At 70.1% G+C, this 19,771-nt stretch carries 18 protein-coding genes; 10 read left to right on the top strand and 8 right to left on the bottom strand.

The annotated features are described in order from the left end of the window. Positions 1 to 8: 8 nt before the first annotated feature. From HPY32_RS14740 to HPY32_RS14755, 4 genes are all read right to left on the bottom strand, one after another. Positions 9 to 1,178 (bottom strand): acyl-CoA dehydrogenase family protein, encoded by a 1,170-nt coding sequence (locus HPY32_RS14740; protein ID WP_067580601.1) that lies wholly within the window; start codon positions 1,176 to 1,178, stop codon positions 9 to 11. Further along, the gene (locus tag HPY32_RS14745) at positions 1,163 to 2,227 is read right to left on the bottom strand and encodes an acyl-CoA dehydrogenase family protein (protein ID WP_067580600.1); all 1,065 of its coding nucleotides are present in this window, start codon (positions 2,225 to 2,227) and stop codon (positions 1,163 to 1,165) included. Before HPY32_RS14745 ends, HPY32_RS14740 begins: the two co-directional genes overlap by 16 nt. Before the next feature lie 40 nt (positions 2,228 to 2,267). Further along, positions 2,268 to 3,073 (bottom strand): IS5 family transposase gene (locus HPY32_RS14750; protein WP_373686626.1). Its coding sequence is split into 2 segments (ribosomal slippage): positions 2,268 to 2,743 and positions 2,743 to 3,073, totalling 807 coding nucleotides; the frame shifts between segments, so codons are not numbered across the junction. An 82-nt stretch (positions 3,074 to 3,155) separates the two neighbouring features. After that, positions 3,156 to 5,456: an acyl-CoA dehydrogenase family protein gene (locus HPY32_RS14755; RefSeq protein WP_373686645.1), complete on the bottom strand. Its 2,301-nt coding sequence runs from the start codon at positions 5,454 to 5,456 to the stop codon at positions 3,156 to 3,158. Between the two features lie 147 nt (positions 5,457 to 5,603). Between HPY32_RS14755 and kstR the strand changes: the two genes are divergently transcribed. The 5 genes from kstR (at position 5,604) to HPY32_RS14780 (ending at position 11,806) form a co-directional block, all read left to right on the top strand. Then, the gene (gene kstR / locus HPY32_RS14760) at positions 5,604 to 6,263 is read left to right on the top strand and encodes a cholesterol catabolism transcriptional regulator KstR (RefSeq protein ID WP_067580595.1); all 660 of its coding nucleotides are present in this window, start codon (positions 5,604 to 5,606) and stop codon (positions 6,261 to 6,263) included. 182 nt (positions 6,264 to 6,445) lie between these two features. Continuing rightward, a complete protein-coding gene (gene otsB, locus HPY32_RS14765; RefSeq protein WP_067580593.1) occupies positions 6,446 to 9,022 on the top strand; it encodes a trehalose-phosphatase in 2,577 nt (858 codons plus the stop codon). Positions 9,023 to 9,173: 151 nt separating this feature from the next. Next, positions 9,174 to 10,049 carry a metal ABC transporter solute-binding protein, Zn/Mn family gene (locus HPY32_RS14770; RefSeq protein ID WP_156674084.1) on the top strand — a complete coding sequence of 292 codons (876 nt, stop codon included), beginning with the start codon at positions 9,174 to 9,176 and terminating at the stop codon, positions 10,047 to 10,049. Positions 10,050 to 10,064: 15 nt separating this feature from the next. Further along, the gene (locus tag HPY32_RS14775; RefSeq protein WP_082870786.1) at positions 10,065 to 10,928 is read left to right on the top strand and encodes a metal ABC transporter ATP-binding protein; all 864 of its coding nucleotides are present in this window, start codon (positions 10,065 to 10,067) and stop codon (positions 10,926 to 10,928) included. A gap of 29 nt (positions 10,929 to 10,957) precedes the next feature. Continuing rightward, entirely contained in the window at positions 10,958 to 11,806 is an 849-nt protein-coding gene (locus HPY32_RS14780) for a metal ABC transporter permease (RefSeq protein WP_156674310.1), read from the top strand. A gap of 240 nt (positions 11,807 to 12,046) precedes the next feature. Here the strand turns inward: HPY32_RS14780 and HPY32_RS14785 are convergent, their stop codons facing one another. Next, positions 12,047 to 12,925 carry an HhH-GPD family protein gene (locus tag HPY32_RS14785; protein ID WP_067580589.1) on the bottom strand — a complete coding sequence of 293 codons (879 nt, stop codon included), beginning with the start codon at positions 12,923 to 12,925 and terminating at the stop codon, positions 12,047 to 12,049. A 101-nt stretch (positions 12,926 to 13,026) separates the two neighbouring features. Here HPY32_RS14785 and HPY32_RS14790 point away from each other — a divergent pair, with 101 nt between their 5' ends. Beyond that, positions 13,027 to 13,650, top strand: coding sequence for a carbonic anhydrase (locus HPY32_RS14790; RefSeq protein ID WP_067580587.1), 624 nt, complete (start codon positions 13,027 to 13,029; stop codon positions 13,648 to 13,650). A gap of 61 nt (positions 13,651 to 13,711) precedes the next feature. Continuing rightward, positions 13,712 to 14,380: a hypothetical protein gene (locus HPY32_RS14795; protein WP_067580585.1), complete on the top strand. Its 669-nt coding sequence runs from the start codon at positions 13,712 to 13,714 to the stop codon at positions 14,378 to 14,380. An 81-nt stretch (positions 14,381 to 14,461) separates the two neighbouring features. Here HPY32_RS14795 and disA read toward each other — a convergent pair whose 3' ends face one another. The 3 genes from disA to HPY32_RS14810 all read right to left on the bottom strand — a co-directional run bounded on the left by disA (position 14,462) and on the right by HPY32_RS14810 (position 17,776). Continuing rightward, positions 14,462 to 15,616, bottom strand: coding sequence for a DNA integrity scanning diadenylate cyclase DisA (disA, locus tag HPY32_RS14800; RefSeq protein WP_082870785.1), 1,155 nt, complete (start codon positions 15,614 to 15,616; stop codon positions 14,462 to 14,464). Beyond that, positions 15,613 to 17,007: a DNA repair protein RadA gene (radA, locus tag HPY32_RS14805; protein ID WP_067580584.1), complete on the bottom strand. Its 1,395-nt coding sequence runs from the start codon at positions 17,005 to 17,007 to the stop codon at positions 15,613 to 15,615. The genes disA and radA overlap by 4 nt, the downstream gene beginning before the upstream one ends. Before the next feature lie 64 nt (positions 17,008 to 17,071). Next, entirely contained in the window at positions 17,072 to 17,776 is a 705-nt protein-coding gene (locus tag HPY32_RS14810) for a copper chaperone PCu(A)C domain-containing protein (RefSeq protein WP_309247525.1), read from the bottom strand. A gap of 268 nt (positions 17,777 to 18,044) precedes the next feature. On the opposite strand from HPY32_RS14810, the gene carD reads away from it, so the two are divergent. From carD to ispF, 3 genes are read left to right on the top strand one after another with little or no spacing between them, the layout of a single operon-like run. Continuing rightward, positions 18,045 to 18,533: an RNA polymerase-binding transcription factor CarD gene (gene carD, locus HPY32_RS14815; protein WP_019931623.1), complete on the top strand. Its 489-nt coding sequence runs from the start codon at positions 18,045 to 18,047 to the stop codon at positions 18,531 to 18,533. Between the two features lie 20 nt (positions 18,534 to 18,553). Then, complete coding sequence (gene ispD, locus HPY32_RS14820) at positions 18,554 to 19,255, top strand: 2-C-methyl-D-erythritol 4-phosphate cytidylyltransferase (RefSeq protein ID WP_067580582.1); 702 nt, start codon at positions 18,554 to 18,556, stop codon at positions 19,253 to 19,255. Between the two features lie 14 nt (positions 19,256 to 19,269). Further along, positions 19,270 to 19,755 (top strand): 2-C-methyl-D-erythritol 2,4-cyclodiphosphate synthase, encoded by a 486-nt coding sequence (gene ispF / locus HPY32_RS14825; RefSeq protein ID WP_067585097.1) that lies wholly within the window; start codon positions 19,270 to 19,272, stop codon positions 19,753 to 19,755. Positions 19,756 to 19,771: the final 16 nt, after the last annotated feature.

The following is a 19,771-nucleotide window of genomic DNA, read 5'->3' on the forward strand; positions in this document are numbered from 1 at the left end:
GGCAACTCCTATCTCGGTACGCGCGGCAGCTTCAGCCCGGCGGTGGCGATCAGCTCGCGCATGATCTCGTTGACGCCGCCGCCGAAGGTGACCACCAGGTTCTGTTTGGTGCGGCGGTCCAGCCAGGTCAGCAGCTCGCCGGTGGCCGGGTCGGCGGGATCGCCGTGGCGGCCCACGATCTCCTCGGCCAGCCGGCCCGCCTCCTGCAGCGCCTCGGTGGAATACACCTTGGTCGCGGAGGCGTCGGCGATCACCCCGGCCGGATCCGCCTGTGCGTGATCGGCATTCGCGGCGACCTGCCAGTTCAGCAGCTCGTTGAGCCGGACCATGGCGTGCAGGCGGCCCAGCGCGCGCCGCACGTCCGGCTCGCCCAGCACGCCGCCCCGCCGCGCCCAGTCGCGCACCCGGTCGTAGAGCTGTTCGATCTTGCCGGACGGGCCCAGGCTCACCCGCTCGTGATTGAGCTGGGTGGTGATGAGCTTCCAGCCGCCGTTCTCCTCCCCCACGAGCATGTCCGCGGGCACCCGCACGCCGTCGAAATAGGTGGCGTTGGTGTGATGCGCGCCGTCGCAGGTGATGATCGGCGTCCACGAGTAGCCGGGATCGGTGGTGTCGACGATGAGGATGGTGATGCCGCGGTGGCGCGATTCCGCGGAACCGGTCCGGCAGGCCAGCCAGACGAAGTCGGCCTCGTGCGCGCCGGTGGTGAAGATCTTCTGCCCGTTGACGATCCAGTCACCGTCGGTGTCGCGGACCGCGCTGGTGCGCAGCGCCGCCAGGTCGGTTCCCGCCTCGGGCTCGGAGTAGCCGATCGCGAAATGGATGTCGCCGGACAGGATTCCGGGCAGGAACTTCCGCTTCTGCGTCTCGGTGCCGAACTGCTGCAGGGTCGGGCCCACGGTCAGCAGCGTCACCAGCGGCAGCGGCACATCCGCGCGCACCGCCTCGTTGAAGAAGATCTGCTGCTCGACCGGACCGAAACCCTGCCCCCCGTACTCCTTCGGCCAGCCCACCCCGAGCCAGCCGTCGCGGCCCATGCGCCGCACCACCGCGCGGTAGGCGTCGCCGTGCCGGTTGATCGCCATCTCGGCCTCCTCGTCGGCGGTCACGAGATCGGCGAAATACGCGCGCAGGGTGTCGCGCAGCCGGCGTTGCTCGGCGGTCAGGTCGATGAACATCGGTCTCCCAAACGATCCAGCCGAAACGACGCGCCGCCCAACCAGCGGGCGAGGTCCTTGGCCTGTGAGTAGTAGCGATGCAGCGGATGGGTCACATCGACGCCGATTCCGCCGTGCAGGTGATGACATTTCTGCATGGCCGCGGGCAGTTCCGAGGCGACGCAGTAGGCCAGCACATCGAGATCGTCGTCGATACGTTCCTGATGCCCCGGATCGTCGTCGGCATGGGCCAGCGCCCAATTCGCCGACAGCGCGGCGGCGTGCAGCGTCCGGGAAACGACATACACGTCGGCGATCTGCTGTGCCACCGCCTGGAATTCGGCGAGCGGACGGCCGAATTGGTGCCGGGTGCGCACATGTTCGGCGGTCAGAGTGAGCGCGCCGCGCAGCAATCCGTCGGCGACCGAACCGATTCCGGCCAGCGCCAGCCGATGCAGCGCTCGGAGACCGCCGGGCAGTAATTGTTCGGCCGGAATCTCGGTCTGTTCGAAATGCATCGAGAATTCCGGAGCGCCGGTCGAATTCGGGGTCTCGAACCGGGAGATGCCCGGCGCCTCGGCGTCGACGATCGCAATTCCGGAGTCGGTGGGCACCAGCACCCAGCGCGCCGAATCGGCATAGGGGACCGCGACCTTGCGGCCCGTGACGGTGGCCCGCTCGCCGTCGACGACGGCCGTGGTCTCGGGTGCGGCCGCGAACGGCGTGCCGGGCTCGTGCAGCGTCGCGGTCAGCACCGCGCCCTGCGCGACGGCCGCGAAGATCTTGTCCGCCAACGGCTCCGGCGCGACCTCTAGCAGCGGTAACACCCCGAAACCGAGGGTCGCCAGCGCCGGTGCGGCCACCGCGTCGGTAGCCAGCTCGGTCAGCAGGACCGACACCTCGAGCAGTCCCATACCGTCGCCGCCGCAGCGCTGCGGTAACGCCACCGACAGCAGGCCGCTGTCGGTCAAGGCGGGCCAGAGCTCGATATCGCGGGCGGTGTTGCGCTCCAGCAAGCTCACCACGACCTCGGCGACGGCGTCCTGGCTCTCATCCCTGTTGAAGTCCAATTCGATGCTCCCGTGTGAGATGTGGAACTTAGACCGTGTCTCATATGGCCGCTTTCATCAGCTTCTTGAAGCAGGTGAGTGCGGCGGCTAGCGTCAGGAAGCCCAGATAATGAATTCCCTTGCGGTCGTAGCGAATGTTGAGCCGGTGGTAGCCGGTCAGCCACGACACGGTGCGTTCGATCACCCACCGGTGGCGGCCGAGTCGCTGGTTGGACTCGATTCCCTTGCGGGCGATGCGGACTGCGATGCCCCGGTGGCGCACCCACCGCCGCAGTTCGGGCTGGTCGTATGCCTTGTCGGCGTGCAACTTGCCCGGCCGGCGTCGCCGCGGGCCACGTCGCGACCGGACTGCCGGGATCGCTTTCACCAACGGTTTGAGCGCTTGGGAGTCGTGGACGTTGGCGGCCGAAACCGCCACGGACAACGGGATTCCCGTCCGATCGGACAGGATGTGCTGCTTGGAGCCGGGCTTGCCGCGATCGGTCGGGTTCGGCCCGGTCAGATCGCCCCTTTTTTCGCCCGTACGCTCGCCGCATCGACTACCGCCCGCGACCAGTCGATCAGGCCCCGGCTGCCCAGCTCGTCGAGTATCGCCCGGTGCAGTCGCCGCCACACGCCGGCCTGGGTCCACACCGTGAACCGGCGATGCGCCGTCGGCACACTCACACCGAACGACGGCGGGAGCATCCGCCACGCACAACCGCTGGTCAGCACATACACCACCGCCGTGAACACCGCCCGCTGGTCGGTCGGGGCGATGCCGCCGCCCTGCGGGCGCGAGGCGAACTCCGGCAGCAGCGGCTCGACCAGCTCCCACAACTCGTCCGGCACCAACCGCTGCGACAACACATCCGTCACGACCGAACATCATGCAACACAACCAATCTCGGTGCAGGCAAAACGGATTACATCCATGTGAGACACGGTCTTAGCCGTGCGATTCGCGCGGGAGCCCGAGAATCCGTTCGCCGGCCACGGTCAAAAGGATCTGCTCGGTACCCCCGGCGATCGACAAACAGCGTGTCAGCAGGAATTCTTTCACCACATCGGATTCCTGTGCGCCCGCCACACCAGCGAGCTCGACGGCAAATTCGGCCACCGCCTGTCGATGTCGTACACCAACCAGTTTGCGTACGCTGCTTTGCGGGCCGGGATCGACTCCGGCGAGCATTCGGCGCGCGGCGCGGGTCTCGAGCAATGTGCCCGCGACCGCCTCGGCGACCAATTCCCCGAACCGGTCGGCAATCAATTCCGCGCCCGGTCCCGCGGTCGGCACGGCGTCGATCAACGCCTCCAGTTCGTTGCCGATTCCGCCGCCGCCCATGGCGACTCGCTCCGACGACAGGGTGGAGCGCGCGATTTTCCAGCCCATTCCCAACTCGCCGACCAGACAATCGTCGGGAACGAACACCTCGTCGAGAAACACCTCGGAAAACCGTGCCTCGCCGGTGATCTGCACCAGCGGCCGTACCTCGATGCCCGGGCTGCGCATATCGACCAGGAAGTAGCTGATGCCACGGTGTTTGGGCGCGGCGGAATCGGTGCGGGCCAGGCAGATCGCCCAGGTGGCCACGCTGGTCAGCGAGGTCCACACCTTCTGGCCGCGCAGCCGCCAACCACCGTCGACGCGGGTCGCGGTGGTGCGCAGGGCGGCCAGGTCCGATCCGGCCTCGGGCTCGCTGAACAGCTGGCACCACACCACCTCGCCGCGCAGGGTCGGGCGGGCGAAGCGCTCGATCTGCTCGGGGGTGCCGTACTGCAGCAGGGTGGGCACCGCCCAGTTGCCGATCTGGATGTCGGGCACCGTGATTCCGGCGGCGCGCACCTGCTCGTCGATCACGGTGCGCAGGATCGGCCCGGCGCCGCGGCCGTAGGGGGCGGGCCAGTGCGGGGCCAGCAGCCCGGTGTCGACCAGGGCGTCGCGCCGCCGCTCCGGCGGCAGGGCGACGATGCGGGCCAGGTCGGCCGCGAGTTCGGCGGCGTCGGCCGCGTCCAGGCCCAGCGCGTCCCACGCGCCGATTCCCAGGTCCACACCGACCGTTCGCCGCTGCCCCTGCCGGACCAGGTCGGTGATCCGGGCGCGCCACGGGGCCGCGCCGCCCAGCAGCTGGCGCAGCGCCACCGCCCGGCGCAGGTACAGGTGCGCGTCGTGCTCCCAGGTGAAGCCGATGCCGCCGAGCACCTGGATGCAGTCCTTGGCGGTCCGCACCGCCGCGTCGAGCGCGACCGACATCGCGATGGCGGCGGCCAGCGGCAGCTCGGCGGGCCGATTGTCCACCGCCGCAGCCGCATCCGCGGCCACCGCCCGAATCAGCTCGGTCCGGCACAGCATCCACGCACACAGATGCTTGACCGCCTGAAACTCCCCGATCCGCCGCCCGAACTGCTCCCGCACCTTGGCATACTCGACCGCCGTTTCCAAACACCACCCCGCCACCCCCGCCAACTCGGCCGCCACCAGCACCGCGACCAGATCACCGACGGCATGGGGGGTTTCGAAGACGTGCTCCGCGGGGACGGCGACTCCGTCGCATTCGACGCGAGCGAGTGGGGTGCTCGCATCCAGCGGGGGCAGCGAGTCGATGCGCAGGCCCTCGGCGCTCGGTTGCACGAGGCACCAGAGTTCCCGGCCAAAAGCATGCCGGGAACTTCGAGAGTCGGCGTGCCGGGAACCTCCAGAGTCGGCATGCCGGGAACCTCCAGAGTCAGCGTGCCGGGAACCTCCAGAGTCGGCATGCCGGGAACCTCGAGAGTCGGCGTCCGCCTTCATGATTCCGGCGTGCTTTTGGCCGGAATCCACCCGCACCGGCAGCAGGACGGCCGTCCCGGGGGCCGCCCCGAACACCGTCTCCCATGCCCCGGACAGCACCAACGCCCCGGTTTCGTTGGCCGCCACCGCAACCGGGTCACCCAGGCCCACGCCGCAGGGCGTATTCTCGTCGAGTGCCGCGCCGGCGACGAGGCCGGCGAGTGCGGTGGCCGATACCGGCCCGCCCACCAGGTCGTGTGCGGCCTGTTCGAGCAGGACCGCCAGGTCGCCCACCGAGCCACCGGCGCCGCCGTCCGCCTCGGGCACCGCGACCCGGAACACCCCGAGTCCCACCAGGCTCGGCCAGAATTCGTGCCAGAAATCCGGTGCTCCGGTGCGCATTGTTGCAATCGGGCGTACCGTCGCCGCCCATCCGCGCATCGACTCCTGAACGGCTTTATGCTCGTCAGTGGTGGCGATGGTCACAGTCCATACCGCCTTCCCGGCGTGACTCCCACACCTAGAACATGTTCTAATATCACCGTCGGGCGGAAGTCAAGAGACCGTCCCGTCGCCGCAGCACCGCATCCGCCGCACAACGACGTTTGTAGGAAAGGACTTTCACCGATGGCCAGTCCCTCCCGAGAGCAGGCAACCGACTCGGGCACGCAGAACGGCACCCGCCCGCGTGCCACCCCGGTAGCCACGCTCAGCGAGGACGAGCTGAGCTCGGCCGCGCAGCGGGAGCGTCGCAAGCGGATCCTCGACGCCACCCTGGCGCTGGCCTCCAAGGGCGGCTACGACGCGGTCCAGATGCGCGCCGTCGCCGAGCGCGCCGACGTGGCCGTCGGCACCCTGTATCGGTACTTCCCGTCCAAGGTGCATCTGCTGGTGTCGGCGCTGGCCCGCGAGTTCGAGCAATTCGAGAGCAAACGCAAACCACTGGCCGGGCAAACCGCCAGGGAACGCATGCACATCCTGCTCACCCAGGTCACCCGGGCCATGCAGCGCGACCCGCTGCTCACCGAGGCCATGACGCGAGCGTTCATGTTCGCCGACGCCTCGGCCGCCGCGGAGGTCGACCGGGTCGGGCGGGTCATGGACCGGTTCTTCGCCCGCGCGGTCAACGACGGCGAGCCGACCGATCGGGATCTGGCCATCGCCCGCGTGATCAGCGACGTGTGGCTGTCGAACCTCGTCGCCTGGCTGACCCGCCGGGCCTCGGCGACGGATGTCACAGAACGCCTGGAACTCACCGTCGACCTGCTGCTGGGCGACAAGTCCTAGAAGTTTGCCGCGCATTCCGCGTGGCAAACCAGCTAACGTACGGCAGGAGACAGCACAATCGGGGATGAGCGCGGCGAGGCGAACGTTAAAGTCCCGTATCACTGCGCGAACATGCGAGCAAACCTCACCCAGTAGAGTTTCTCGCGCCCTGACAATTCTCCTCCGATCACTAGGTTGGATGCGTGAGCGCACAGGATCTGCCACAGGAACTTCGCCGTGCGTTGGCGGGGGTAGCCCGCATGCCGCGGCTACTCGTCGCCTCGGACTACGACGGGACCATCGCGCCCATCGTGTCCGATCCGGCGAAGGCGTATCCCCATCGGGAATCGGTGAGCGCGCTACGCGCCCTCGCCGGCTTGACCGCCACCACGGCGGCTGTCATCTCAGGCCGGGCGCTGCGTGATCTCGCGGCGCTGTCCCGGCTGCCGGTCGAGGTACAGCTGATCGGAAGCCACGGTTCGGAATTCGACGTCGGCTTCGTCCACGCCATCGACAACGACGCCAAACAGCTTCTGCAGGAAGTGCAGAACTCGCTGACCCACATCGCCGAGAACAACCCCGGCGCCGCGGTCGAGCTCAAACCGGCCAGCGTCGCCCTGCACGTCCGCAACGCCTCCCCCGAGGTCGGCCGCCGGGCGCTGCAGCAGGCCCGGCAGGGACCGGCCAGCTGGGTGGGCGTGCAGGTGACCGAGGGCAAGGCCGTCATCGAACTGGCCGTCATCCAGACCGACAAGGGTGCGGCGCTGGACATCATCCGGCACCAGGAGGGCGCGTCGGCCGCGGTCTTCTTCGGCGACGACGTCACCGACGAGAAGGCCTTCGCCCGGCTGTCCGGACCGGACGTGGGTATCAAGGTCGGCGACGGCGACAGCCTCGCCGGGTATCGGGTGACCAGTACCGAGGAGGTGGCCAAGGCCCTGGCGTATCTGCTCGAGGAGCGGCGCACCTGGCTGGCCGGCGCCTCCGCCCCCCGGATCGAGCGACTGACCATGCTGGCCAGCCCGCGGGCCAAGGTTCTGGTCACGCCCGACGGGACCGTCACCTGGTTCTGCCATCCGGAACCGGACTCGGCGGCCGTGTTCGCCCACCTGCTGGGCGGCCCGGAGGCGGGGCACTTCACCATCGCGCCGGAGCGGCCCGGCCTGCCGCTGTCGCAGCGGTACTTCGACGGCACCATGACCGTCGAAACCCGTTGGGCCAGCCTGCAGGTCGTGGACTACCTGCCGCACGACGTGCCGCCCGAGCGCACCGACCTGACCCGGGTCATCACCGGCGACGCCAAGGCCGTGGTGACCTTCGCGCCGCGGCCGGAGTTCGGCCAGGTGCCGGTGACGCTGGTGCACGAGCCCGCCGGGCTGCGGGTGCACGGCACCAACGACCCGATCGTGCTGCGGTCGCCGGGCGTGCAGTGGGAGATCTTCGAGGAGGGCATCCACCACGTCGCGCGCGCGGTCGTCGATCCCTCGCGCGGCCCCGTCGTGCTGGAGATGCGCTGCGGCACCTCCGATCTCGCTCCGGCGATGGTGAGCGAGGCCGACCGGCGGCACGAGGCCGAGCGGTACTGGCGCGGCTGGGCCGACGACCTCGAACTGCCGCCGCTGAAACCGGATCTGATGAAGCGGTCGGCGCTGACGCTGCGCGGCCTGGTGCACGAGCCCTCGGGCTCGATCATGGCCGCGGCCACCACCTCGCTGCCCGAGGACATCGGCGGCGTGCGCAACTGGGACTACCGCTACTGCTGGCTGCGCGACGCGTCGCTGACCGCGCACGCGCTGGTCTCGCTGGGCTCGCTGGGCGAGGCCGAGGAATTCCTGGACTGGGTGCACCGGGTGCTGGAGACGCTGTCCGGCCCCGAGCGGCTGCACCCGCTGTACACGCTCTACGGCGAGACACTGGGACCGGAGGCCGTGCTCGATCAGCTGCCCGGCTACGCGGGCTCGCGGCCCGTGCGGGTGGGCAACGCGGCGAACATGCAGGTGCAGTTGGACGTGTTCGGCCCCATCGTGGATCTCATTGCCGCCCTGGCCGATGCGCGCGAGCGCAAGGGCATCGTCGATCCGGCCAAGGCGCTGCCGGATCGGGAGTGGGAGCTGGTGCACGCCATGGTGTCGGCGGTCCAGCGTCGCTGGCGCGAACCGGATCACGGCATTTGGGAAATTCGCGGCAATCCTCGCCATCACGTCTATTCGAAGGTGATGGGCTGGCTGACCGTCGACCGCGCGCTGCGGCTGTCGACACGTTTCGGCCGGATGGCCGACCCGGCGTGGGCCGAACTGCGCGACACCATCGCCGAGGAGGTCAAGGCCAAGGGCTGGAACGAGCAGGTGCAGTCCTACACCGCGGCCTACGACGGCACCGACCTGGACGCCGCCACCCTGCACATCGGGCTCAGCGGGCTGATCGACGCCTCCGATCCGCGCTTCGCCGCCACCGTGGTGGCGACGGAGGCCGAGTTGCGCAGCGGGTCGACCGTCTACCGGTACCACCACGACGACGGACTGCCCGGCGGCGAGGGCGGATTCCACCTGTGCGCCGCCTGGCTGGTGGAGGCATACCTGCTGATCGGCAAGCGCGAGGACGCCGAGGCGCTGTTCGCCCAGCTGGTGGACGTCGCCGGACCCACCGGCCTGCTCAGCGAGGAATACGACCCGGTGGCCGAACGCTCCCTCGGCAACCACCCGCAGGCCTACAGCCACCTCGGCCTCCTGCGCTGCGCCCAACTCCTGAGCCAGCCGGTCCCAGCCCTCGCCCAGCAGTAATACGAATCCCGTTCGGGCCGGTGATCTCCAGATCACCGGCCCTTTTTCGTGGGATCCCGGGCACCCCTGCGACCCGATGCCCAAGTAATCGGACGCTTGCGTTACATTAAATGGAAATCGTTTCCGTTTAAGGTGTGCAGGAGTACCCCGCGTGATCAGAAGTTCCGCTGTTCGGTCGGCCGTCGCGATGGGCGTACTCACCGTCGCGCTGACCGCCTGCGGCGGGCCGAAGACCGATTCCGGGCGGCTCACCATCGTCGCCTCCACCAGCGTGTGGGGCAGTATCGCGGCCGCGATCGCCGGGCCGGACGTGCGGGTGGAGTCGATCATCGGCAACCCGGCCGACGACCCGCACTCCTACTCGACCACCCCGTCCGACGCCGCCAAGATCCACGACGCCGCGCTGGTCGTGCTCAACGGCGGCGGTTACGACGAGTTTGCCCAGCAGGCCGCGGCCGGGCGCGGCAAACCCACCATCGACGCGTTTGCCACCCGCGTCAGCACCGACGACAACGAACACGTCTGGTACGACACGAGAACCGTGGACGCCGTGTCCACCAGGATCGCCACCACGCTCGGCACCCTCGACGCCGCGCACGCCCGGGACTACATCGACCGCGCCGACGCCTTCCGGGCACAGCTGAAGAGCATCGACGCCATCACCGCCGGGCTGGCGGCCGCGCACCCGAGAACGCCCGTGCTGCAGACCGAACCGCTCGCGCACTATCTGCTGCGGGCCGCCGATGCCGACGATCGCACCCCGCGCGCCTTCGCCGAGGCCATCGAGCAGGGCACCGATCCCGCGCCCGCCGTGGTGGCCGCCGTGCGAAACATGATGACCGCCAAGCAGGTCCGTGCGCTGATATACAACATTCAGACCGAGGACAAGACCACCCGCGACATCGCCGCCGCGGCCCGCTCCGCCGGAGTCCCCGTGGTCGAGGTCACCGAGACCCTCCCGCGCGACACCGACTACATCCGCTGGCAGACGGCCAACGCCCAGGCCCTGGCCCACGCCCTCGCCTGACCAGGAGTTCCAGTCATGACCTCCGCCCACCCCGCCGCGGTGCACACCGAACCGACCGACTGTCCCCTCTGCGAAATCCGCACTCCCGCGGTGCGATTGCGCGGTGCACGGCTGTCGTTCGGGGAGCGCGTGCTGTGGGACGGGCTGAATCTGGATATCGCGGCCGGGGAGTTCGTGGCGGTGCTCGGGCCGAACGGGTCGGGCAAGACCTCGCTGCTGCGGATGCTGCTGGGCCAGATCGCGCCCGATGCCGGGAGCGTCGAGGTGGCGGGTGCGGCGGCGCGCGTGGGCAATCCGGATATCGGCTATGTGCCGCAGCAGAAGACCATCGATGCCGGGGTGCAGTTGCGCGGGGTCGACCTGGTCGGGCTCGGCGTGGACGGGCACCGCTGGGGGCTGGGCCTGCGTGGGCGCAAGGAGCGGCGGCGCAAGGTGGCCGACGCGGTGGCGCAGGTCGGCGCCGAGCGATTCGCGCGGGCGCCGCTGGAGGCGCTGTCCGGCGGTGAGCAGCAGCGGCTGCGGGTGGCGCAGGCCCTGGTCGGCGATCCGCGGGTGCTGCTGTGCGACGAGCCGCTGCTGAGCCTGGACCTGGCGAATCAGCGGCTGGTGGCCGAGCTCATCGACCGCCGCCGCCGCACACACGACACCGCGGTGCTTTTCGTGACCCACGAGATCAATCCCGTGCTGCCGCTGGTGGATCGGGTGCTGTACCTGGTCGACGGCGAGTTCCGGATCGGCACGCCCGACGAGGTGATGACCTCCGAGGTGCTGTCGGAGCTGTACCGCACCCGGGTCGACGTGCTGCGGGTGCGCGACCGGCTGGTGGTGGTCGGCACCGGCGACGCCATCGACGCGCTCGGCGGGGAGGCGGCCTCGTGAACCGGACACTCGGCGACGTGCTGTCGAAGATGCTGGACTTCTCCACCACCGCCGATCTGCTGTCCTATGACTTCGTCCAGCAGGCGGTGCTGGCCGCCGCGCTGCTCGGCCTGCTGGCCGGGGTGATCGGGCCGCTGATCGTGTGCAGGCAGATGTCGTTCGCGGTGCACGGCACCAGCGAGCTGTCGCTGACCGGCGCCGCCGCCGCGCTGCTGGCGGGCATCGGGGTGGGCGCGGGGGCGATCGCCGGATCGGTGATCGCGGCCGTGCTCTTCGGTGTGCTGGGTTCGCGGGCGCGGGAACGGGATTCGGTGATCGCCGTGGTGCTCTCGTTCGGCCTCGGCCTGTCGGTGCTGTTCCTGTGGCTCGGGCCCAGCCGCGCGGGCTCCAAGTTCTCGCTGCTCACCGGGCAGGTGGTGAGCGTCGGCAATAACGGCCTGACGCTGCTGACCGCCTGCACCGTCGGTGTGCTGCTGGTATTGGCGGTGGTCTACCGCCCGCTGCTGTTCGCCAGCTCCGACCCGGAAGTGGCGGTGGCGCGCGGGGTTCCGGTCCGGGCGCTGTCGGTGGTGTTCGCGGTGCTGCTGGGCATCACCGCCGCCTTCGGCGTGCAGATCGTCGGCGCGCTGCTGGTCCTGTCGCTGCTCATCACCCCCGCCGCGGCCGCCGCCCAACTGACCGCGAGCCCGCTCCGCGCCACCGTGTTCGCCGTGGCCTTCGCCGAACTCTCCGCCGTCGGCGGCATCCTCCTGTCCCTGGCCCCCGGCGTCCCGGTCTCCACCTTCGTCACGACCATCTCGTTCGCGATCTACCTGATCTGCCGAATTATCGGCCGCCGCACCAGTTCTCGCCGGACGCCAACACCGGCCACAGCCTGAGCGCGTCGACGACAGCTCCCCTCATTCCGGCACCTCCCTCACTCGCCATCCCGGCGCGCTTCGGCCGGAACCCACCCTGCCGCAGGAGATCCCGGCCAAAAGCACGCCGGGATAACGAGCGGGACCTCACGGCGGGATAACGAGCGGGACCCGCACCGCGGGATGACCAGCGGAACCCACACCGCGGGATGACCAGCGGAACCCCACACGCCGGGAGGACGAGCGGTACTTCTGTGGTGCTCAGCTCGCGCCACCCTCGCCCGCGAGGGCGAACAGGCCATCGGAAGTTTGCTCGATCAGCCCGTCCACCAGCAGCGAATCCAATGCTCGGTCTCGCTGGCCGGGGTCGCGGGTCCAGGCCAGGTCCAGGGTGATTCGCTCCACCGGGCCGGTGGCGGCGCGCAGGACGTCGAGCAGGCGGCCGCGGGCCTGGCGGTCGGTGCCGTCGTATTTCTGGACGCGGCGGACGATGTCCGAGGCCGGGCGGCCCGCGGTGACCCAGGCGCAGCGGGGCAGGGGGCAGCGATCGCAGTCGGGGGTGCGGGCGGTGCACACCAGGGCGCCCAGTTCCATCAGGGCGGCGGAAAACGTTGCGGCGCGGTCGGTTCGGGCGGGGAGCAGCGCCTCGGTCTCGGCCAGGTCGCGGGCGGCGGGATTCCCGGCCTCGGCGCGCCCGTGCACGGCCCGCGCGACCACGCGGCGAACATTGGTGTCCACCACGGGAACCCGCTGCCCGTACGCGAAACAGGCCACCGCGCGGGCGGTGTACGCGCCTATGCCGGGCAGCGACAGCAGCACCTCCACATCGGCGGGCACCGCGTCGCCGTGCTCGGCGGCCAGCACCTGCGCGCACTCGTGCAGCCGCAGCGCGCGCCGCGGATAGCCCAGCTTGCCCCAGGCGCGCAGCACCTCACCCGGCGCGGCGGCGGCCATCGCCGACGGCACCGGCCAGCGCGCCACCCATTCCCGCCAGACCGGCTCCACCCGCACCACCGGCGTCTGCTGCAGCATGATCTCGCTCATCAGGATTTGCCACGCGCTCACCCCCGGGCGGCGCCACGGCAGATCCCGGGCAGTCCGGTCGTACCAGTCGATCAGAACATCGGAGTCGATACTCATTACCGCGTCATCACTCCATCGGCCGTCGAAACCGGGTAAGTTTGCTCGGCCGTAACTTTTGGGACTCGCCGGTAACCGGCGCGCTGTGGAAAATGGGACACATGGCTCATAACAACCCGATCAGTGCGTGGAAGGCCCTCCGCGAGGGCAACGAGCGCTTCGTCAACGGCACGCTGGAGCATCCTAGCCAGGGGGCCGCGGACCGCGCGAAGCTCGTCAGCGGACAGCAGCCGGGGGCGATCCTGTTCGGGTGCGGCGACTCCCGCGTGGCCGCGGAGATCATCTTCGACCAGGGCCTCGGCGATATGTTCGTGGTCCGCACCGCCGGGCATGTCATCGACGCCTCGGTGCTCGGCTCCATCGAGTACGGCGTGGAGATCCTGCACGTGCCGCTGATCATCGTGCTCGGGCACGACAGCTGCGGCGCCGTGCGCGCCACCATCGACGCGCTCGACGGCGGCGACGTGCCCGGCGGGTTCATCCGCAGCGTGGTCGAACGGGTCACCCCCTCCATTCTGATCGGCCGCCGCGAGGGCCTCACCGAGGTCGACGAGCTCGAGGCCCGGCACGTGGTCGAGACCGCCCGGCTGCTCATGCAGCGGTCGATGATCATCTCCCAGCGCGTGGCCACCGGTGAGTGCGCCATCGCCTGTGTCACATACAAACTCGCCGACGGCCGGGTGCAGCTGCACCGGGTCATCGGCAACGTGGGCGAAACCGTCTGAGCCGCCGACACGCCGCGCCCCTGATCGGGGGGTGCTCGATGCTGCGCTTACCGTTGTTGCCGTGTTGGAACCGACTGGACCGCTACCACCCGAGATCTATTGGCGCCGCCGCCTGCTCGCCATCGCGGCGCTCGTGGTCGCCCTGGCGCTCGTAGTCTGGCTGGCGTTCGTGCTGCTGCGCGGCAGTGGCGGGAAATCCGAGGCCAAGGCTGCGGCGACGACCTCGTCGTCGGTCACCAGCAAGGCCGGGACGTCGGCAAGCGGCGTGCCCGCCAGCGCGAGCTCGGGCGCCCCGCAGCCGTCCGGTTCGGTGAACGCCACCGCCAACGGCACCCCGCCGCAGTGCCCGGATCAGTCGATCGCGGTGAAAGTGGCGGTGGCCCAGCCGACCTACAAGTCGGGCGAGCAGCCGGTGTTCAACATCGTCATCACCAATATCGGTACCGCCCCGTGCTCGCGGGACATGGGTTCGGGGCTACAGCAGGTAGCGGTGCAGTCGCTGGACGGCCAGCGGCGGCTGTGGTCGAGCACCGACTGCGACCAGGGCGGCCCCGCCGACGTCCGCTCCCTCAACGGCGGCCAGCAGGCAGCCTTCCAACTCACCTGGTCCGGCACCACCTCCCAGCCCAACTGCGCGGGCGACCGCGTCCCGGTCCCCCCGGGCGCCTACGCCGTAGTAGCCCAATTCGGCACCGTCCGAAGCACACCGGAGCCATTCAATATCGCCTGACCAACCCACCATCCCGGCCGACCAACCACCGTCATCCCGGCCGACCCAATCATCGTCATCCCGGCATGCTTTCGGCCGGGATCAGACCGCCCCCGATTCCGCCAGGCGGGACAGCCCCTCGCGGATTCGGGCGGCCAGGGGCGGGTCGATGCCGTCGACGGCGGCCAGTTCGGTCGCGCCCGCGTCCAGGAGTTTCGGCAGCGAGCCGAAGGTCGACACCAGCTGTTCCACCCGGCGTAGCGGCACCCGGGGGATCTCGTCCAGCAGTCGGTAGCCGCGCGGGCTCACCGCGGTGTCCAGCACCTCCAGGGTGGCCGGGAAACCCAGCGGCGGCGCCAGATTCGTGAGCTCCAGCAGTTCGACCTCCAGCAGCTCGTCCAGGCCGGTCAGCGCGCGATCCAGCGCGGCCTCGTCGATCGCGGCGGGTTGCAGGTAGTCGCGCACCACCAGCCGCCGCAGCGGCTCGGTATTGCCGACCAGCTCGGCCAGCTGCAACGCCAGCTGCCTGCCGTCGACGCCGAGTTCGCCGACATCGGAGTCGATCTCGCGCGCGACCCGGCGCACCAGCTCCAGGCAGTGCACCACGGCCAGCACATCGCGCAGGGTCACGTAGTCGGCCAGCTCGACGGCGGTCAGCTGCCGGGTCATCTCGTCGAGGCGGGAGCGATAGCGCTCCAGCGTGGCCATGGCCTGGTTCGCGCGCGAGAGAATGGTCTCCGACGCCTGGATGAGATGCCGACCGCCGCCGAGGTACACCGTGACCAACCCGGTCGAGCGGCTCACCGACACCACCGGATGCCCGGTCTGGGCGGCGAACCGCTCGGCGGCCTTGTGCCGGGTACCGGACTCCACGGTCGGCAGCGACGGATCCGGCACCAGATGCACATTGGCCCGCAGGATCCGGCTACCGTCGGACGAAAGCACCACGGCCCCATCCATTTTCGACAGCTCGCGCAGCCGGGTCGGGGAGAATTCGGTGTCCAGCGCGAAGCCGCCGTCGCAGATGCGCTCCACCTCCGCGTCGTAGCCGAGCACGACCAGGCCGCCGGTGCGGGCGAGCAGGATGCGGTCGATGCCGTCGCGCAGCTCGGTGCCGGGCACCAGCCGGGCGACCACCGCCCGCAGCGCGCCGTCCCGCTGCTCGGCCCGGGGCGCCTGTGCCGCAAGCGGATTCGTTCGCTGCGGGCTTGCCCCGGACTTGCCGAGCAGGTTGGTCACCCAACGGCCTGGGTTCATTCGCCCGCCTCCGCCCGCTCGCGTTCACGCTTGGTCAGACCACGCCGCAGCGCCGTCCGCACATCGGTCACCTCGTGCACCCGCAGTGTGGTCCGGGAGCGATCGATCCCCGGCGGCACCAGCGCCTCCGTGAAACCTAGCCGCTCGGCCTCGGCGAGGCGACGCCCCAGACCGGTGACCCGCCGAACCTCCCCGGCCAGCCCCACCTCGCCCAGCACCACCAGTCCCTCCCGCAGCGGCGCGTCGCGCTCGGCGCTGGCGATGGCCAGCGCCACCGCCAGATCGGCGGCCGGTTCCACCAGCCGCATGCCGCCGACCGTGGCCGCATACACATCGTGTTTACCCAGATAGACGTGGCAGCGACTCTGCAGCACGGCCAGCACCATCGACACCCGGTTGTAGTCCAGGCCGCTGACCGCGCGGCGCGGCGCGGGCACCTGGGTGCTCACGGTCAGCCCCTGCACCTCGCCGAGCAGCGGGCGCTTGCCGTCCATGGCGACCGTGATCGCGGTGCCCGGAACCGGATCGGCGCGGTGGTGCAGGAACAGTCCCGACGGATCGGACACGCCGACGATCCCGTCGTCGCGCAGTTCGAAGCAGCCCACCTCGTCGGCGCTGCCGAAACGATTCTTGATGCCGCGCACCATGCGCAGCGTCGAGTGCCGGTCGCCCTCGAACTGCAGCACCACGTCCACCAGATGCTCCAGCGTGCGCGGGCCCGCGACATTGCCGTCCTTGGTGACGTGGCCGACCAGCAGCACCGCGATACCGCTCACCTTGGCCAGCGAGGTCAGCGCCGCGGTGACCGCGCGGACCTGGGTGACGCCGCCGATCACGCCCTCGGCGTCGGCGGCCAGCATGGTCTGCACCGAGTCGACCACCAGCAGCGTGGGACGGACCTGCTCGACGTGACCCAGCACCGTGGCGAGATCGGATTCGGCCGCGAGATAGACGCGTTCGTGCACCGCGCCGGTGCGGTCGGCGCGCAGCCGCACCTGCCCCGCCGACTCCTCGGCCGTCACATACAGCGACCGCTCCTCGCGCTGCCGCGCCCACCGGTGCGCGACCTCCAGCAACAGCGTCGATTTGCCCACGCCCGGCTCCCCGGACAGCAGCACCACCGACCCGGGCACGATCCCGCCGCCCAGCACCCGGTCGAGTTCCTCGACGCCGGTCGAGCGGGCCCGGGTCGTCTGCGAATCGATACTGGAGATGGGCGCCGCGGCCGTGGACGGCAGCAGCGACCGCCGCCCGGCCGCTCCGGCCGCCGTCGGCGCGGCCGCCGCCTCGTCGACGGACCCCCACTCGCCGCAGCCGGGGCATCGTCCCACCCACTTGGCAACCTCGTGCCCGCACGCGGAACACCGGTACAGCGACTTCAGCTTGGCCACGTGCGCAGCCTAGGGATGCGGTCCGACACGTCGCGGAACGACATGCAGAGCGAGCAGATCCCGGTCAGTGACCGCCCTTGTTCTCGGCGGCGGCAGCGGGCTCGTGGCGTGCCAGATCCGGGCCCGCGTCGACCGGGACGTTGACCAGCACGGTGCCGTTCTCCTTGAAGTTGAACGTGACCGGATAGGTCAGGCCGGGGGTGACGTCCTTGGTCAGGCCGGTGATCTCCACCAGCAGCGGCTTGGACTCCGGGTTGGCCGGGTGCTCGGCGCCGCCCGCGGCCTCGGCCTGCGCGGTCGCGCTCGACGCGGCCGCGGTCGTCGGGGCGGCCGCCGACGTCGACGGGGCAGCGGCGGCGACACCGGCCTGCGGGCTCGCCGCGACCACGGTCTGCAGCGGGGCCATGGCCGGATTCGCCGGGGTGATCTTCACGGCGCCCAGGTCGCTGGTGATGCTGGTGAGCTCGTCGATCTTGGACCCGCTGTTGTTGATGGCGCTGAAGGCGAGCACGGCCTTACCGCCCTTGGCGTTGGTGTACTCCTCCGACTGCGGCAGCAGGATGCGCACATTGCGCAGCGCCACCTGCCCGACGTTGGCGGTGTTGCCGTTCACGGCCGCGACCTGGTCGGCGGTCTGCGAGATCTGGCCGGCGCTGCAGCCGGACAACGCCAGCGCCGCACCCGCCGCCAGCGCGGCGACCGCGATCGCACTCCGCGTCGCGCCACGCCGGGGACTCTTCGACGCTGTGGTGGCTTTCAGGGCAGTCACGGGTTGTCCTCCATGTCGACCGGCTCACTCCACGATGGAGAGTAGTAGTAGGGAGCGTAGTAGTCGGCAGCGCACCCCCCGTGTCGGGTGGGCGATATTGCACGCGCGACGCCACTCGCGCGTAACTCCTTCTGGCACAACGGGATGCACACCCATTGCGTTCTGTCAACCCCCGGCACTCACCCGTTGTGGCCCTGACCTGCGTCGTTGATCGCGCCGTTACCGAGTCGCATGTTAAACTGTGAACATCGAAAGGGGCACGGGACACATGATTTTTAAGGTCGGAGACACCGTCGTTTACCCCCACCACGGAGCGGCGCTGATCGAAGCAATCGAGACCCGCACCATCAAGGGTGTGCAGAAAGAGTATCTGGTCCTGAAGGTCGCACAGGGCGACCTCACCGTTCGGGTTCCCGCCGAGAACGCGGAATACGTCGGCGTCCGCGACGTCGTCGGTCAGGAGGGTCTCGATCGGGTCTTCCAGGTGCTGCGCGCTCCGCACACCGAGGAACCGACGAACTGGTCTCGCCGATACAAGGCCAACCTGGAGAAGCTCGCCTCCGGCGATGTGAACAAGGTGGCCGAGGTCGTCCGCGACCTGTGGCGCCGGGAGCAGGACCGCGGTCTGTCCGCCGGCGAGAAGCGCATGCTGGCCAAGGCCCGGCAGATCCTCGTCGGTGAGCTGGCGCTCGCCGAGGGCACCGACGACGTCAAGGCCGAGACCCTGCTCGACGAGGTTCTGGCCGCCGCCTCCTGACCGTGAACCCTGCGAACACAATGGGTTCTCCCCGCCATATCGTCGCGCTGGTGCCTGCCGCCGGCCAGGGTGTGCGCCTGGGTGAACAGCTGCCCAAGGCCTTCGTCCCGGTCGGTGGTACGCCCATGCTCACCCTGGCGGTCGATGGTTTGATCGCGTCCGGCGTCGTGGATCACATCGTGATCATGGCGCCGGACGCGCTGATCGATGCCGCCGTAGCAATGCTCCCCGCAGGTCCCGTGCCGGTGAGCGTGGTCGCCGGCGGCGTCGAGCGCACCGATTCCGTGCGCGCCGGGCTGGCGGCCGCGCCGCTGGCCACCCACGTGCTCGTGCACGACGCGGCCCGCGCCCTGACGCCGCCGTCGCTCATCGCGCGGGTGGTCGCCGAACTGGTCGCGGGCCACCCCGCGGTCGTGCCCGGCCTCCCGGTGACCGACACCGTCAAGGCGGTCGACGCCGACTCCGTAGTCACCGGTACCCCCGATCGCGCGGGCCTGCGCGCGATCCAGACTCCCCAGGGTTTCGACGCCCGGCTGCTGCGCGACGCCTACGCCCAGAATCTGCCCGCCACCGACGATGCGGGTCTGGTCGAGATGCTCGGCGCGCCCGTGCGCGTGATCCCCGGCGATCCCCTGGCTTTCAAGATCACCACTCAGCTCGATCTGCGGCTGGCCCGAACGCTGTTGGCCGACAACCCGACCCGGGCGGTGGTCCGCCCATGACGGATATGACGGCGCTGCGCGTCGGCATCGGCAGCGATGTGCATCCCATCGAACCCGGGCGGCCCTGCTGGATGGCGGGCCTGCTGTTCGAGGGCGACAGCGGCTGCGCGGGGCACTCCGACGGCGATGTGGCCGCGCACGCGCTGTGCGACGCCCTGCTGTCGGCGGCCGGGCTCGGCGATGTGGGCGCGGTCTTCGGCACCGGCCGTCCCGAATGGGAGGGCGTGTCCGGCGCGGCCATGCTGAAACAGGTGCGGCGGCTGCTGGACGAGTCCGGATACGACGTCGTCAATGCCGCGGTGCAGGTGATCGGCAACCGGCCCAAGATGGGGCCGCGCCGCGCGGAGGCCCAGCGGGTGCTCTCCGATCTGATCGGCGCACCGGTCGCGGTGTCCGGGACGACCACCGACGGCCTGGGATTGACCGGGCGCGGTGAGGGGATCGCGGCGGTGGCGAACGCGCTGCTGTGTCGCCGCCCCTCCTGTCCGGGCTCGCACTGATCCCGACCCCCTTTTC

It is taken from the genome of Nocardia terpenica (assembly GCF_013186535.1).
Taxonomy (GTDB): Bacteria; Actinomycetota; Actinomycetes; order Mycobacteriales; family Mycobacteriaceae; genus Nocardia; species Nocardia terpenica.